We start from the raw sequence: 15,096 nt of genomic DNA, 5'->3' as shown, positions 1-15,096 counted from the left end.
GCAGGCACTGTCCCGGCGCTCCGGGCCGAGCACGGGCTTCTCACGCCAGGCCGAAAGCGTATGCTGTAACACGCATCTTCCAGCCAGAGGGCTGCATGAATATTCCACTGCTTTTCGGAGTGCTTGCGCTTATGACGTCGTTTTCACCTAACGCCGAAGAACTGCCAACCTCGTTGCGCGAGGACGGCCAGTATCGCAATCAGGTGGTCCTGCCCAAGGACGGCTTCATGAAGAAGCTGCGCATCGGCATCAAATACCTGCTGTTGAGCAAGCCGCCAGGCACCCGTCCGCAGGCAGCGTTGCCCGTCGAGCGCCTGTCTCGCCAGCAACTGCTGGCGGCGGCGGACTACAGCCTGTGGCGGTTGGGGCACTCGACCGTGCTGCTGAAGATGAATGGCCAGTTCCTGATGACCGACCCGGTCTTTTCCGAGCGCGCCTCGCCTGTGCAGTGGGCGGGCCCGTTGCGCTTCCACCAGCCGCCGATCAGCATCGCCGACCTGCCGCCGATCAAGGCCGTTATCCTGTCCCACGACCACTACGACCATCTGGACGAGCACGCGATCAAGGCGCTGGCAGACAAGACCGAATACTTCCTGACCACTCTGGGCGTAGGCGACCGCCTGCTCGACTGGGGCGTGCCTGCCAGCAAGGTGCGCCAGCTGGACTGGTGGCAGGAAACAGAGGTGGGCGGATTGCGTCTGGTGGCGACCCCTTCGCAGCATTTTTCCGGGCGCAGCCTGTTCGACAGCAACAGCACGCTATGGGCATCGTGGGTGGTCATCGACAAGGACTTCCGGCTGTTCTTCAGCGGCGATACCGGTTACTTCCCAGGCTTCAAGCAGATCGGCGAGCGGTTCGGTCCCTTCGACCTTACCCTGATGGAAACCGGTGCCTACAACGTCGCCTGGCCGAACGTGCACATGCAGCCCGAAGAATCCCTGCAGGCGCACCTGGACCTGCGCGGCAAGACGCTGCTGCCGATCCACAATGGGACCTTCGACCTGTCGATACACAATTGGCACGAACCTTTTGATCGCATCAGCGCACTGGCCCAGGCCAGGGACGTGCCGTTGAGCACGCCGCGCATGGGGGAGCGGGTCGACATGCGCAATCCCCAGGCCGGTGTGCACTGGTGGGAGCAGGTCGATTCACCGGCCCCCGTGCCGACGCCCTGATGCGGCACGAGCTCAAGCGTCGGCGTTGGGTTCCTTGCGCGCCTTGCCTTGGCCATCGTCCTTGGGCGGCAGGCCGCTTTCGCTTCTGATCTGCGCATGGCTGATCAGGGCGAAAATGAAGCTGCCGCCGATGATGTTGCCGGCCAGCGTCGGTGCGGCAAAGTCGAGCCAGAAGGCTTTCCAGTCCAGTTCGCCTGCCCACACCAGGTAGGAGACCTCCGCCGAGCCCACGACGATGTGGGTGAAGTCGCCCAGTGCCATCAGGTAGGTAACCAGGATGATGATCCACATCTTGGCGCTTTCCTGCGAAGGGATCATCCACACCATGGTGGCGATCATCCAGCCCGAGATGATGCCTTTGGAAAACATCTGCGACAGGTCGTTTTCCATCACCTTGCGGCCAATTTCCAGAAAGGCCACATCGGTCTTGGCATCGAAGATCGGCAAATGCAGCATGACGTAGGACACCAGCAAGGTCCCCGCCAGGTTACCTGCCAGGACCACGCCCCACAGCTTGAACAGCCGGCCGAAGTTGCTCAGGCTCGGCTTGCTCATGATCGGCAAGACGGCCGTCAGGGTGTTTTCGGTGAACAATTGCTGGCGTGCCAGAATCACCGCAAGAAAGCCAGCCGAATAGCCCAGGCTGGCAATGACCTTGCTGGTTTCGCCATCGGGCAGGCGTGAATTGAACAGACCCATGGCCATCAGCGACAGTCCCATGGTCAGCCCGGCAGCCAAGGCAGACCACCACAAGGCGGCTACCGTGCGTTCGAGTTCGTGATCACCCTGTATGCGAATGGTTTCATGCAGCACCGCCGCGCGGGGCGGCTGGTTTTCATGGACCTCGGCTTTTTCGTCGGCCGACAGGCCAGGGGTCTTGCCGTCTGCTTCAGAAGCATCAAGGCTGGGTTCGTGCTTTTCCATGGAGGTTCCTGCGAATGCGGTGGCGCGCGTGCCCGGTGCACGGCTGCCACAGCACAGACCTTCAGGGCGCCGAATAAGTTGCGTTACTGCCCGCCGGGCGTCGGCTACAAACCGAATACCTCGCGCAGCGCCTTGGCGTAAGCCTGGCTGCCCAGGGTCATGCTGTTGTTGTGCGTACCCCCGGGTACCAGCAGCAACCGCTTGGGTTCGGCAGCGGCGTCGAACAGCTCCTGGCTGAAACGCGCGGGCACATAGCTGTCATCCAGACCATGAACGATCAACACCGGAATCCCGATGTCGCCGATCTTGTCGATGGAGTCGAATTTCTCCGACATGATCCAGCGCACGGGCAGGGACGTATTGGCCACAGCCGCTGCAGCGGCGGCCAGGTCGGTGAAAGTGGACTCCACGATCAGCCCGGCGGCCTTGGGTTCGTCACCTTCGGCCAGATGCTCTGCCAGATCCACCGCGATGGCACCGCCCAGCGAATGGCCATAGATGAATCGTCGCTCGGCGTCGGGCTGCAGTTGCACCAGTCGGGCCCAGGCAGCCTGGGCATCCTGGTACACGGTGCGCTCCGACGGCAGCTCGCCAGGGCTTTCGCCAAAACCGCGGTAGTCGATGGCCAGCACCGAGAAGCCCAGCTCGCGCAACTGACTGATACGCCGCACTTGTGCCGTCAGGTTCCAACGAGTGCCATGCAGATACAGCACCGCCGGTGCATCGGCCCGCGGCGCTGGCCACCACCATGCATGCAGGTACTGGGTACTGCTCAAGGCCTTCTCGACCGGAATCTGCAGCTCGGTCACCCCGGAGGGCAATCCCGAGTACCAACTGGCTGTACCCGGTTCGATGTTGAACAGCAGCTGCCGCTCTTTATAGGCCAGTTGCGAACAGCCATACGGCAAGCCCACACCGATAGCCAAAGCCAGCAGCAGAAAGGGCAGCCAACGCCGACGACGTGGCGCGGTGGTAGGTGTCGCCATGCATGCAAACTCCAAACGGTTCTGAGTACTGGACAGGGACGCACCAGAGGCTGTTCATTGCAAATTGATTTCAAGCGGTGTCAGGGGCCGCTCGGGGCGGTTGTCCGGTGCGCACTGCGCACGCTCTATTGCCATCGCCGAGCCGATCTTCTACTGTCCGCCCACTAACGATGTTTGCGCTACCATTGCTGGCAGCGCTACGCCACAGGAGGACGACAGATGAAAATCGTGATGGTGGGAGAGGCCGCGACACACCGCGAGGAGCTCTCCGCTGCCTTGGACCACCCGGCGCAATTCGTTGCGCTGCCCCGCGAGGCACAGGAATCGGCTGCCTGGGACGCGCAGATCGAAGGCGCCGATGTGCTGGTCTCGATGCGCTTCCAGCGCACTGGCCCCGCACCGGCGTTCCGCTTGTTGCAGGTACCCGGCGCCGGCCTGGACGGCATCGACTTTGCCGCGCTGCCCCCCCGTGCCACTGTCTGCAATGTGTTCGAGCATGAAATTCCCATGGCTGAATACGCCCTGGCCTGCATGCTCGAACACCAGGTCGAGCTGGCGGTTCTTCGTGCGCGCTTCAGTACCGAACACTGGACGGGCGCCTACCTGAAGCGTCAGCCGCGCGGCGAGCTGTTCGGCAAGACCGTGGTCATCGTCGGCTTCGGCCGTATCGGCCAGGCTGTTGCCACCCGTGCCCAGGCTTTCGGCCTGCGCGTCATCGCCATTTCCGCTCGCGCCAACGGCGGACGTGTCGAAGGCCCAATGGACGAGGCGTACACCCCCGATGAGCTCGACCAGGCACTCACGCGTGCCGATTTCGTCATCCTCACCTGCCCATTGAACGAGCGCACCCGCGGCGCGTTCGGCGCTGCGCAGTTTGCCGCGATGCGCCACGATGCCGTGTTGATCAACATTGCCCGCGCCGCCGTGGTCGACGCGCACGCGCTCTACCATGCCCTGCGCGACAACCTCATCGCCAAGGCCTACCTGGACGTGTGGTACAGCTATCCCAGCGGCGACACCGATCCGGTCGCACCCGCTCACCACCGCTTCGAAGACCTGTCCAATGCCTACTGCACGCCCCACGCCTCCGGCTGGACCCAGGGCCTCTTCGAACGCCGCTACGCCTTCATCGCCGCCAACATCAACCGGCTGCACCAAGGCCAGCCCCTCCAGAACGTCGTTACAAACCCCCGTCCCGTCTAACACCCGACGCGGCGACACACCCGGCCCCCTGTAGCAGCGGCGCGAGCCGCGTCCGGCCACACCGCAACTTCCCTGAACCACCGCACCTGCTTCCCACATACGCCCCAAATCCTTCCTACACCGCAGCCCCCCAATCCCTCTGCCTGGACGCACCACGGCTTCGCACACTGACGCCTCCTCAATCCGACCGACAAGGACTGTCATTCATGACCATTGGCTCATCCCACAACCATCCCGCCGACATCGCGGCCGCCGTGCAAAACCCCGCCAGCCTGCCGTGGGCCGCCCGCTTTCCCAACCCTCCGGATCTATGCTTCGACTATCGCCGCCTGCTCGAACAAACCGGGGGCATTGCGCACGCAGGTAACCCACACCACCGCATCTGCATCATCGGCGCGGGCGTTGCAGGGTTGGTGGCAGCCCGCGAACTGCTGCGCTGTGGCTTCGAACGCATCACCTTGATCGAGCAGTCGCGCCGCCTCGGCGGACGTCACCTCACCGTGCAGGTCGACAACCCTCAATCCACGGCCTCGACGCCTTTCGAAATGGGCGCCATGCGCATGCCCTTTTTCAATCGCACTGGCGAGGCGCCGGTAGATGGCCGCTCATTGATGGCCTACTACGCTGGCCTCTACGACCTCAAGACCTCGGACTTCCCCAATCCCGGCACGCCCTTCGTACGCTCCACCGGTATCTATCTGCGCGAAGGTCAACTTGAAGGGCAGACCGAACCTCAGTTGCTGATCTGGAACAACCCCGACGGCAGCACGTCGCCGCCGACCGCCGTGCTGCAAGCCGTCTACCAGAAATGGAAGCTGTTCGCCGAGCGCATGGCGACCCGGGTCGCCGTCGTGTTCGGCAGTGAAGAGTGGCCGGCCCTGTGGTCTGCCATTGTCACGCGCTACCAGCATGTACCATTCCGCGAACTGGTTCGCTCTCCAGCCATCGCTCTCTGGGATCCCGACCAGCCAGGAGACTTCGGTGGCCTGGGCATGTCGGCCGACGAATCTTCGATCTTCTACGCCATCGGCATAGGCGACGGCAGTTGGGGCGCCTTCTATGACGTGTGCAGCCTTTATCCGCTGCGCACCGCGATCTTCGGCTTCAGCAGCCATCTGCAACTGGTTCATGGTCGCGTCGATGGCCAGGGCAAGCCGCTGGCCGCTCCGTTCCTGACGGAGCAGGCCGTGACCGACTCCAAGGGCGTGTCGTTCGCCCCACCTCGCTACCTGGGTCTGGCCGCATTGGATGAGTGCCTGATGTTCATGCCCTTGAAGGAGGGCGCTCGCTCGCCCTACGAGCGATTGCGCGAGCAGCCTGCGGGCCTGATTACCGACAGCCCGGTGAACAGTCTCACGCGACTGGCCGACGGCCGCATAGAAGTGGGTTACCGCTGGCATCAAAGCGACGCACTGGCCAGCCGGCAAGTGAAGCAGAGGTTCGACTCGGTCATCGTCACGGTGCCCTCCTGGATCCTCGAAACGCGCATCCAGGTGGCGGGTTTCACCCCGGCCATGCTGCCCCAGCCCACCATCAATGCCTACAAGACCGCACACTGGGAAACCAGCTGCAAAGTCTACGCGCCGCTGAAGAAAACCTTTCTCCAGGCCAAGCGTGACATACCGCAGATACTCATCACCGACAGTTTTGTGCACGACGTCTATGCCTATCGCTACAACGACAGCTATGCCTATGACTGCATCCTGCTCAGCTACACCTGGGAGGACGATGCGACCAAGCTGGCAGCGTTCAGCGATGCCGAGCTGGTCGACAACTGTGTGCGCGAGCTGGACCGCATCCTGCTGCGCTGCAGCAATGTCGGCTCGCGCATTTCTCCGTTCATCGACACCACCAATGCACGCGTGCAGCGCTGGGTCACGGACCGCAATGCGCTGGGCTGCGCCAAACTCTACCGCGCCGGCGCCTACCAGGATGCGGTCGGGTTGATGAGCTACAACCGCGACTACAGCAGCCTGTCCGGGCTGTACTTCGCGGGTGAGTCTTTTTCGGTCGACGCCGGCTGGACCGAACCGGCGCTGCGCGGCGCCGTGGATGCGGTGATCAACCTCTGCGCCAACCAGGGTGCCGCGTTCAACGGCGGATTCGATCTGTCCCATTACCCTCGGTATGGCACCGAGTCCTGAACGACCTGGTACTCCTTGGCACTACTTGCCGGATTAATCCTACAGATGCTTGGGAAGCGTCCGGTTTTATCATCTAAATGAATGCGTTTTCATGCGGAGGCAATCCAAAAACAACAAAAAGGTGCCTCCATGTCCTCTGCTTCCGCTATCAGCCCCGTGCGGGTCGCTGTCGTTCAGTTCGATCCACAATGTGGCCTCGAACATCGCTCGTTCAACCTGTCCCATAGCCTTCACCTGGCCCAGCGCGCCGTTGCAGGGGGCGCCCAACTGATCGTGCTGCCGGAGCTGGCCAACACCGGCTACGCCTATCGCAACCGCGAAGAAGCGTTCGCGCTGGCCGAGGGCGTGCCGGAAGGCCCCAGCGCGCAGGCCTGGATCGACTTCGCACGCGAACATCAGGTCTATCTCGCCGCCGGCCTGGCGGAACGCGATGGTCACAAGCTTTACGACTGCGCTGTGCTGGTAGGCCCCGAAGGTTTCATCGGCAAGTACCGCAAAGCACATCTCTGGAACCTTGAAAAACTCTGGTTCAGTCCCGGCAACCTCGGTTTTCCGGTGTTCGAAACGCCTATCGGGCGCATTGGGCTGATGATCTGCTGGGACGTCTGGTTTCCGGAAGTGCCACGCCTGCTCAGCCTGCAGGGTGCCGACATCATCTGCAGCCTGAACAACTGGGTGTGGACGCCGCCGCCCCTGTTCGATGAAACCGGCAAATGCATGGCGTCGTACCTGACCATCACTGCAGCACACGTCAACAACACCTTCATCGCTGCGGCCAATCGCATTGGCACCGACCGCGGCGATCGCTTCCTCGGTTGTTCGTTGATCGCCGGAACCAACGGTTGGCCGCTCAGCGCGGTGGCCGGAGCCGAAGAGGAAACCATCCTTTATGCCGACATCGACCTCGTCTCTGCACGCAGTGCACCGATCTGGAACAGCCTCAACGACCTGCCGCGCGACCGCCGGGTCGACCTCTATGGCTCGATGCTGGGCTATGACCGTCACGTCGCGCTGCCGCGCTGAGGAGGGCTGGTCATGCAAACTTCTCTGCACGACACACAAGCCCGCACATCCAGCGGAACCCTCACTGGCCTGTTGATACTGTCGCTGGCCATTACCCTGACCGTGATCAGCGGCAAGCTGCTGGCCGTCGATGCGCTGTGGCCCAGCTATGGCGACATGATGGCTAATCTGCACCATCCCGCGGCCTGGTGGCGCTGGGTGGTGGGTGATATCAGCGAAGTCGCGTTCTACAAGCATGAGTTTGCCTCCATCGGCCTGCTTGCGGGTGCAGGGCTAGGCTGGTGGGCCAATCACACCGGCAAGCGCTGGCAGGGCTTCGCCATCTGCTACGGCACTGGATTATGGCCGTGGGTGGTGACCAGCTCGCTGCTCGGCCTGGGTCTGGGCAATCTGCTCTGGGGCTGGACGCTGTCGGCCGATACCTGGCAACCAACCTTCGTCGCTTTCGTGTCCATGCCAGCGGCCACGGTGCTGTTGTTCGGGCGTGGCTGGCGCGTGGCGCTCACCGGGGCCGTCATGGGCGCCGTGCTGATCACCCCGGCCTGCCTGCTCATCGTCAAGTACGTGTGTACCCCGCTGGTATTGCCAGTGGTGATCGGCAATGTCACCGGCATGGCCGTGGGCAGCATGATCGGCTTCCTGCTGTGCAAGCGTTTCCCAGTGCTGGTCAGGCCCGATGCGGCACCGGCGACAGCGCCACCGGTAATGGCTCCGACGCCGGATTACGGTGTGCGCTGGACCTTGCGCCGCATCCTTGCGGACTTCTCCGAGGCGCCGTTTTTCGGCAATGAATGGGCAAGCCTGGGGTTGGTGCTGGGCGCGCTGCTGGCTCTGATGCTGAATCCGGCCAGTCCGTTCTACGGTTCCGGTTGGCTGTTGCAACTATTGGCGGCGCAAACCCTGGCTTCAGCGCTGGGTGTGCTGATCTGGCGCCACCAATGGATTGCCCGCGGCTGGTATCCGACCTACATTCCTGTCGTCTCGGTAGCCCCCGCCGCCATTCTGGTCCATGGTGGCAGCCTGTCTGTGATCATCCTCAGTGCCGCGTTGGGCGCACTGCTGGCCCCGCCGCTTGCCGTGGCCATCAGCCAGCGGCTGCCATCCTACATGCATGGCTACATCGGCAACGTGCTGTCCATGGCAATCAGCACTGTGCTCATCCTTCCGCTGATCGGCCTGATCATCGGCAGCTCGAACCTTTGACGGAGTACCGCCCATGGCTCTACCCAGAATTTCCGTAGGTGCCCTGGGCGGCACCATCAGCATGCAGGCCCCGGCAAACGGGGCGGGTGTGCAGCCCAGCTTGAGCGGGCAGGGCATGGTGGATCTGCTGCCCGAATTGACGTCGCTGGCCGAGGTTCAGGTGCACACACTGAGCCTACTGCCTAGCGCCTCCATGAGTTTCCAAGCCTTGCTCGAGGCCCTGGAATGGGCCCGTGGCTGTGTCACGGCCGGGGCCGTCGGCGTGGTCTTGAGCCAAGGCACCGATACCCTGGAAGAAGCCGCCTTCTTCCTCGACCTGCTGTGGGATCTCGACGAACCTCTGGTACTGACGGGCGCCATGCGTGCGGCATCGCATTGCGGTGCCGATGGCCCGGCGAATCTGCTGGCTGCAAGTCAGGTGGCGCTGGCCGAACACAGCCGCAGGCGTGGCGTGTTGGTAGTGATCAACGATCAGGTGCACGCGGCGTCCCGGGTGCGCAAGGTGGCTGCCCTGGCCATGGATGCCTTCGTCTCGGCACCCTACGGGCCGATTGGCTTGATGATCGAAGGTCGGGTGCACTACGCCGCCGCCCCTGCAGCGCGCTGCTGCCTGCCGTATCCCACCCGAACCGATCACACCGTGTTGCTGCTGGAGGCCACACTGGATGCAGACACCTTGTTGCTCGACAGGGTCGTCGACGCCGGGTATCGGGGCTTGGTCATTGCCGGTTTCGGCGCCGGGCATGTATCGCAGTGCTGGGCCGCCAGCCTGCAAGTCATTGCCCAGCATATGCCAGTCATAGTGGCCACTCGCACGGGCAGTGGGCCAACGGCCAGCTGCAGTTACGGTTTTGTAGGCGGCGAGGTGGATCTGCAGGCGAAAGGCGCCGTGATGGGCGGCTTTCTCTGCCCGCGCAAATGCAGGATCCTGCTGTGGATGTTGGTTGGTAGCGGCCAAGAGCAAGACATCAGGCGTTACCTGAGCCCGTCGGACAACTGATCAGCAGCAGATCCGGGGACATCGTGCACGCTGGCGGCTACAATGCGGGCATTCTTTTTGATGACCCGACCGAGCAGACCATGGCCTACAACATCAGCAATGACGCGCTGACCGACGCACAACTGGATTACGTGGAAGACGTACTGGGGCAATACGCCAGCGAGAAATCGGTCGGCAGCATCTCCGAGCTCGATGGCTTTTTCACAGCCATCGTTTCGTGCCCTCAGGCAATCGCTTTCGACGACTGGTACGCAGCGCTGTGGGGTGGGCCTGATCACTTGCCGGTCTTCAAGGACGACAAGCAGTTCGAGAAATTCTTCGACCTCCTCATCCAGCACATGAATCAGTTGGCCATGTTGCTGGAGGAAGACTTCGAAAACTTCGCGCCGATCTTCAATCTGTTCGACGACGAAGACGTCGTCAGTGTCGAGGACTGGTGCTATGGCTATGAGCGTGGGGTTGTGGTGGGCGGCAGCTGGCTCGACATGCCTGATCAGGAACAGGACCTGCTGGCATTGATCACGCTGCACACGCAGGGTGTCGACCTCTTGAAGCATGACGCATCAGGCGAGCAACTGGACGCCGAGGAGGCCATGGAAATGATTCAGATGGCCGCCATCCGTCTGCACCAGTACTGGTTCGAGCGTCGTCCGGGCAAGACGCCCGTCACTGCCGACACCAAGACGGGTCGCAACGATCCCTGCCCGTGTGGCAGCGGCAAGAAGTTCAAGCAATGCTGCCTGCATTGACGGACGCATCGAATGCATCCACTGCAAGTGAGCGATTTTTTTACCAGTGACGGCAAATTGCCGTTGACAGTGGCGCACCAATCCGTAGAATTACGCGCCACAGCAGGCACGTAGCTCAGTTGGTTAGAGCACCACCTTGACATGGTGGGGGTCGTTGGTTCGAGTCCAATCGCGCCTACCAAACAAAATCCGCTCTGCTGGGCGGTGCAGAAGGGCGATCCGGAAGGGTCGCCCTTTTTCGTTCATGCGCAATATGCCCGCACATGCTTGCCGCCATGGCTCACCGCGCGCATTATCGCCGATCAATTCCTTCACTTGGCCTTTTGCATGTCTCACAGCCCGGCCCCATCGCCTATCGACGAGTCCGAACGCCTGGCTGCGCTCGAACATCTGAGTGTGCTCGACAGTGTCCCGGAGCCGGGTTTTGACGATATCGTCCAGTTGGCGACTCAGCTGTGCAAGGCGCCCATCGGCCTGGTTTCTCTGGTGGATCGCGAGCGTCAGTGGTTCAAGGCATGTGTGGGGCTCGACGTATCCGAAACCCACCGCGACCTGGCGTTCTGCGCCCATGCCATTCTTGCGCCTGATGCCGTGATGATCGTGCAGGACACTCATCTGGATCCGCGCTTCATGGGCAGTCCGCTCGTGTTGGGCCCTCCCTACATCCGCTTCTATGCCGGCGCGCCGATCATCTCGCGTCAGGGTTTGGCACTGGGGACGGTATGCGTCATCGATACCGTGCCGCGTACGCTGGATGCGGCGCAGTGCAGCGCCTTGCAGGCCTTGGCACGGCAAACGGCTGCGCAATTGGAGTTGCGCCTGCTCAGTGCCGAGCGCGAGCAACAGACCCTCGCCTTGTCCCGTCAGCTCGACAGCGTGCTGGGCGAGCACCAGCAAACCCTGCAGACCCTGCGCCACGCCCAACGGGTTTCCTCGCTGGGTCAACTTACTGCTGGTATCGCCCACGATTTCAACAACCTGTTGCAGGCCGTCAGTGCCAGCCTGCAGATGACTCGCCTCAAGGCACGCAAGCCCCTGGAAGTCGAACGCCTTACCGAAATTGGTCTGCAGGCGGTTCGGCAGGGCGCGCAATTGATTCATCACCTGCTCGCCTTCGCCCGTCGCGAAGAGCCCAGCGTGCAGGCGGTCGTACTTGACGAGCGGATCGAGCACAACAGTGACCTGTTCGGTCGCGCGCTCGGTACGTCGACGAAGGTGCAGCTGGATCTGCAAGCGCCAGCACAGGCGGTGATGTGCGACGCCCATCAACTGGACGCTGCGTTGCTCAACCTGCTGGTCAATGCGCGCGATGCGCTGCGCGGTGCCGGGCAGATCCGCGTGGCCACCTGTGAACGTGTCGTCTGCGGCGACGCCCAACTGGCCGACGGTACCTACCTTTGCCTGAGCGTTGCGGACGACGGGCCGGGCATCCCGGAAGACGTACTGGCCCAGGTCTTCGAACCGTTCTATACCACCAAGACTGCCGGACAGGGTACGGGGCTTGGGTTGTCGCAGGTGTACGGTTTCGCGTCGAGCGCAGACGGTATCGCACGGATCGAGAGCCGGCCGGGGGAGGGCACCACTGTGACCCTTTGGTTGCGCCGGGCAGCAGCGGTATAGCGAATCACTTACACGTCGTGGCTCCAATCGCCTCTATTGCGATCACCGTGATCCCAGTAATCTAGCCTCACTAACTGAGACGAAGGATGCGACTCAGGGTCAGGGACGACCGGCCATTGCAAGGAAGCTGCTGACAGGATGTTGGAATGGCTAGACAAAAAACCCGCTTCGGCGGGTTTTTTGTTGGGCGCTGCTTTGTCCTGCGCACAGCAAACCCCCTGCCACAGCCGGGCAGGGTGGGCCGATTCCGTTACTTGCCCGTCACGATATGCTTGACCATGGCCGCATGACCCGTCTGGTCACTGGCGCGGGAAATCACCTGCACAACCGACATGGTCTGTCCGGAGCCGGCCACGAACGTGGTCGTCATGGTTGCGCCGCCGCCCATTGTCGCGGTGCTGTCGATCTGCTCCACGCCCAGCTTTCGCAAGGTGATGCGTTTTTCCGCAGTCTTCTTGAAGTCAGGCAGTGCAGTCGCCTGTTGCTTGATGAAACCTGCAGTAGCACCCGTCAGGAACTCATCATCGTTGTCGGCAGCATGCCCACCCTTGGGAATGGGCAGCTCAGTGGTCACCACCACGCGTCTTTCCCTTTCATTCATGTACATCATCCCCTTGGCACCTGCAGCGTCGCTTTTCGGATCGGCAGGTGGCAGCGGGTTGGCGGTGTACCCCGCAGGCAGGGTAAACATGAACTTGCCGTCGAGCGTCTTGACGGTCTGCACTTTCGGGGCGCTCGGTGCTGGCTTGGCAGCCCAGGCCGCGTTGACCAGGCCGAGCGTGAGAGCGAGAAACAGGCAAGTGCGGCGCATCGACGAAACTCCAATAAGGTCAGGACTCGGATCCTACTCCAGACCCATGGGCTTGAGAACGTGCGTGAACGCCCTACTTGTCCAGTCGCTGGTCCAGTGCCTGGACCAACTCATGGGCGAACCTGACCCGCGCTTCGTTCGGATAATTCTTGTTCGCCAGCAGTACAACGCCGATTCCCCGTGACGGTACAAACGCCACATACCCGCCAAATCCATTGGTGGACCCGGTCTTGTTTACCCATACCTCGTCCAGGTGCTCCAGCGGGCTTGTGGGTTGGGTGGTCAGGGCTACTGCATTGGAATTGCCTTGCACCAGGGTATCGAGCGCGACGGGGTAGCCGTACTGTTCCCAGATCAGGGCTTGCGTCATGCCACCTACCTTGAAGTAGCCCCTTTGCGTGGCGTCCAGCGCTTCGCGCAGCTTCGCAGGCAAGGCCACCGCTCCGATCTGTGCCTGAACATAATGCAGCATGTCCCGCGCACTGGACTTGAAGCCATAGGCTTCCTCGGCCAATACCGCAGGGTTCAGCCGCACCGGCTGGTCGTTCTTGTCGTAACCCTGCGCATAGAGCGGCAACTGCGCAGTTGGGACATTCAGGTAAGTGTGAGCAAGGCCCAAACCAGGAAGCAGTTTGTCGTGCATGGCTTGGCCGAACGGCATCTTCATGCTCGTGGCTGCGATCATACCGAGCAACCCAATGCTGGGGTTCGCGTAGCTGCGCCGGGTACCCGGTGCATAAGTGGGCTGCCAGTCGTGAAAGTACGTCATCAGTTGTGCGGTGTTCTGGATGTCGTCCGGCAGTTGCAGAGGGAATCCGCCGGCGCTGTGGGTGCCCAGGTCGGCAAGGGACGCCTGGTCCAGCGGTGTGCCGCGCAATGTCGGCAGATACTGGCCGGGATGATCGCTCAGGGACAACTGCCCATTGGCTTGCGCGTAGGTAGCTAGGGTGGCAGTAAAAGTCTTGCTGATCGAGCCAAGCTCGAACAGTGTGTTTGCGGTCACGGGCGCCTTCGTCTCGCGCGACGCCAGCCCATAGGTGAAGAACAGCTGCTGGCGACCGGCAGTGATGGCGACCGCCATGCCCGGAATGTTGTATTGCTCCATCAATGATTCGGCCCGAGCCTTTACCAGGCGTTCGACTGCAGGCTGCGCGGCATAGGTGCCGTCGCCCGGCCATGCAGTCGTGATTGCCGCGAAACCCACCATGACCATGGCTGTGCGCGATCTGCGCATGAGTGACTCCTTTTTCGTTTTTATCGGCAGTGATCACCCTGCATTATCCCGGCATCTCTCTTTGGTGTGTCAGCCGTTATGATGAGCGTCTGTAACAACACCCCCGAGGAAACATGAAATCAGTAACCTGCGCGCTTTTCGCGCTACTGGTCCCGCTGCAGGCCAACGCCCTGGCTGCGGGAGACGCCGTAGCTGGCCAGGCAACATTCGACAAGAATTGCGGCGGTTGCCACAAAGTAGGCCGCGGTGCCCAGGCCGCATTCGGCCCGCAGCTAAACGGCGTGATCGGCCGCGCGGCAGGAAGCACCAGGGACTACAGCTATTCTGCCGAGATGAAGAACTCGGGCATCGTCTGGACGTCCGAGAAGATCGCCGCCTTCGTCGAGGCACCCAGCGATGTGGTACCTGGTACCAAAATGCGTTTGTGGTGGTTCGGCAACGATCAAAAGATGGCCGACCTGCTTGAGTACCTCAAGAGCAATCCCTGAAGCTGGGAAGGACACGGTCAGCACACGTCCGGCTTGGACCTCAAGGCAGCATCCTACGACAATCTCGGAACCAGCCTCTTTGACAGGCTGGCTTGCCTTCGTATTCTCCAATCCTTTTCAAGAGGGCATTGGATGCGGAAAGCAATATTGGCAATAGTGGTGTGTCTGGCGGGATGCGCTTCAAGTGGTGTCTATATGACAGACCCCATGAACCCGCCAGACCCTTGGCGAAAAGGGCCGGCCTCGCAGCGCGAGCTGCCCATGGGCGATCCCAAGCGCCAGCACGTATGCCAGATCGAGCCCCATCGACCTGAGTGCGCGCTGCCAGGTCCATGACGGCACTATGTCGATGGCGTGAAGGGTCTCGATGGGGTGAAAAGTTTTGCAAAGAGGTGTTGACTCACCCGTAAAATCTAGTAATATTCGCCTCCCGCTGACGAGCAATCGAAAGCGCAAGCGGTTGAAGTTGTTAGAGATTAACTAAATACTTCGAAATAAACGCTTGACAGGATGTGAGGCTAGCGTAGAATGCGCGC

The 15,096-nt window shown here is 61.8% G+C and carries 13 protein-coding genes and 1 tRNA gene; 10 read left to right on the top strand and 4 right to left on the bottom strand.

Features of this window, described 5'->3' with window-relative positions:
* Positions 1-95 precede the first annotated feature (95 nt).
* A complete protein-coding gene (locus IFT57_RS22595) occupies positions 96-1,175 on the top strand; it encodes an MBL fold metallo-hydrolase (RefSeq protein WP_192152731.1) in 1,080 nt (359 codons plus the stop codon).
* A gap of 12 nt (positions 1,176-1,187) precedes the next feature.
* On the opposite strand, the gene IFT57_RS22590 is transcribed toward IFT57_RS22595, so the two are convergent.
* Together IFT57_RS22590 and IFT57_RS22585 are read right to left on the bottom strand one after the other, a co-directional pair.
* Positions 1,188-2,099, bottom strand: a complete 912-nt coding sequence (locus IFT57_RS22590; RefSeq protein ID WP_122795201.1) for a formate/nitrite transporter family protein — start codon at positions 2,097-2,099, stop codon at positions 1,188-1,190.
* A 104-nt stretch (positions 2,100-2,203) separates the two neighbouring features.
* Positions 2,204-3,085: an alpha/beta hydrolase gene (locus IFT57_RS22585; protein ID WP_192152730.1), complete on the bottom strand. Its 882-nt coding sequence runs from the start codon at positions 3,083-3,085 to the stop codon at positions 2,204-2,206.
* A 219-nt stretch (positions 3,086-3,304) separates the two neighbouring features.
* On the opposite strand from IFT57_RS22585, the gene IFT57_RS22580 reads away from it, so the two are divergent.
* The 8 genes from IFT57_RS22580 (at position 3,305) to IFT57_RS22545 (ending at position 12,027) form a co-directional block, all read left to right on the top strand.
* Positions 3,305-4,288 carry a 2-hydroxyacid dehydrogenase gene (locus IFT57_RS22580; protein ID WP_192152729.1) on the top strand — a complete coding sequence of 328 codons (984 nt, stop codon included), beginning with the start codon at positions 3,305-3,307 and terminating at the stop codon, positions 4,286-4,288.
* Between the two features lie 206 nt (positions 4,289-4,494).
* On the top strand, positions 4,495-6,432 hold the full coding sequence (locus IFT57_RS22575) for a flavin monoamine oxidase family protein (RefSeq protein WP_192152728.1): 1,938 nt from the start codon (positions 4,495-4,497) through the stop codon (positions 6,430-6,432).
* A gap of 129 nt (positions 6,433-6,561) precedes the next feature.
* Positions 6,562-7,455 carry a nitrilase family protein gene (locus IFT57_RS22570; protein ID WP_192152727.1) on the top strand — a complete coding sequence of 298 codons (894 nt, stop codon included), beginning with the start codon at positions 6,562-6,564 and terminating at the stop codon, positions 7,453-7,455.
* Between the two features lie 12 nt (positions 7,456-7,467).
* A complete protein-coding gene (locus IFT57_RS22565) occupies positions 7,468-8,658 on the top strand; it encodes a hypothetical protein (protein WP_192152726.1) in 1,191 nt (396 codons plus the stop codon).
* Positions 8,659-8,671: 13 nt separating this feature from the next.
* Complete coding sequence (locus tag IFT57_RS22560) at positions 8,672-9,658, top strand: asparaginase (protein ID WP_192152725.1); 987 nt, start codon at positions 8,672-8,674, stop codon at positions 9,656-9,658.
* Between the two features lie 23 nt (positions 9,659-9,681).
* Entirely contained in the window at positions 9,682-10,407 is a 726-nt protein-coding gene (locus tag IFT57_RS22555; protein ID WP_192152724.1) for a UPF0149 family protein, read from the top strand.
* A 104-nt stretch (positions 10,408-10,511) separates the two neighbouring features.
* Positions 10,512-10,588 (top strand) — tRNA-Val (locus IFT57_RS22550).
* 146 nt (positions 10,589-10,734) lie between these two features.
* The gene (locus IFT57_RS22545; protein WP_192152723.1) at positions 10,735-12,027 is read left to right on the top strand and encodes a sensor histidine kinase; all 1,293 of its coding nucleotides are present in this window, start codon (positions 10,735-10,737) and stop codon (positions 12,025-12,027) included.
* 250 nt (positions 12,028-12,277) lie between these two features.
* Here the strand turns inward: IFT57_RS22545 and IFT57_RS22540 are convergent, their stop codons facing one another.
* Both IFT57_RS22540 and ampC read right to left on the bottom strand, forming a co-directional pair.
* Positions 12,278-12,838 (bottom strand): hypothetical protein, encoded by a 561-nt coding sequence (locus IFT57_RS22540; protein WP_192152722.1) that lies wholly within the window; start codon positions 12,836-12,838, stop codon positions 12,278-12,280.
* A gap of 73 nt (positions 12,839-12,911) precedes the next feature.
* The gene (gene ampC / locus IFT57_RS22535) at positions 12,912-14,072 is read right to left on the bottom strand and encodes a class C beta-lactamase (RefSeq protein ID WP_244657405.1); all 1,161 of its coding nucleotides are present in this window, start codon (positions 14,070-14,072) and stop codon (positions 12,912-12,914) included.
* Positions 14,073-14,185: 113 nt separating this feature from the next.
* On the opposite strand from ampC, the gene IFT57_RS22530 reads away from it, so the two are divergent.
* Positions 14,186-14,560 carry a c-type cytochrome gene (locus tag IFT57_RS22530; RefSeq protein ID WP_192152721.1) on the top strand — a complete coding sequence of 125 codons (375 nt, stop codon included), beginning with the start codon at positions 14,186-14,188 and terminating at the stop codon, positions 14,558-14,560.
* Positions 14,561-15,096 lie beyond the last annotated feature (536 nt).

Source organism: Pseudomonas sp. CFBP 13719, from assembly GCF_014842095.1.
GTDB lineage: Bacteria > Pseudomonadota > Gammaproteobacteria > Pseudomonadales > Pseudomonadaceae > Aquipseudomonas.
The sequence above is the reverse complement of the archived record's forward strand: the minus strand, read 5'-3'. Positions and strand labels throughout refer to the sequence as shown.

Coding starts and splice junctions, on each gene's coding strand:
- IFT57_RS22595 (WP_192152731.1), top strand. CDS start 96: ATGAATATTCCACTGCTTTTCGGAGTGCTTGCGCTTATGACGTCGTTT.
- IFT57_RS22590 (WP_122795201.1), bottom strand. CDS start 2,099: ATGGAAAAGCACGAACCCAGCCTTGATGCTTCTGAAGCAGACGGCAAG.
- IFT57_RS22585 (WP_192152730.1), bottom strand. CDS start 3,085: ATGGCGACACCTACCACCGCGCCACGTCGTCGGCGTTGGCTGCCCTTT.
- IFT57_RS22580 (WP_192152729.1), top strand. CDS start 3,305: ATGAAAATCGTGATGGTGGGAGAGGCCGCGACACACCGCGAGGAGCTC.
- IFT57_RS22575 (WP_192152728.1), top strand. CDS start 4,495: ATGACCATTGGCTCATCCCACAACCATCCCGCCGACATCGCGGCCGCC.
- IFT57_RS22570 (WP_192152727.1), top strand. CDS start 6,562: ATGTCCTCTGCTTCCGCTATCAGCCCCGTGCGGGTCGCTGTCGTTCAG.
- IFT57_RS22565 (WP_192152726.1), top strand. CDS start 7,468: ATGCAAACTTCTCTGCACGACACACAAGCCCGCACATCCAGCGGAACC.
- IFT57_RS22560 (WP_192152725.1), top strand. CDS start 8,672: ATGGCTCTACCCAGAATTTCCGTAGGTGCCCTGGGCGGCACCATCAGC.
- IFT57_RS22545 (WP_192152723.1), top strand. CDS start 10,735: ATGTCTCACAGCCCGGCCCCATCGCCTATCGACGAGTCCGAACGCCTG.
- IFT57_RS22540 (WP_192152722.1), bottom strand. CDS start 12,838: ATGCGCCGCACTTGCCTGTTTCTCGCTCTCACGCTCGGCCTGGTCAAC.
- ampC (WP_244657405.1), bottom strand. CDS start 14,072: ATGCGCAGATCGCGCACAGCCATGGTCATGGTGGGTTTCGCGGCAATC.
- IFT57_RS22530 (WP_192152721.1), top strand. CDS start 14,186: ATGAAATCAGTAACCTGCGCGCTTTTCGCGCTACTGGTCCCGCTGCAG.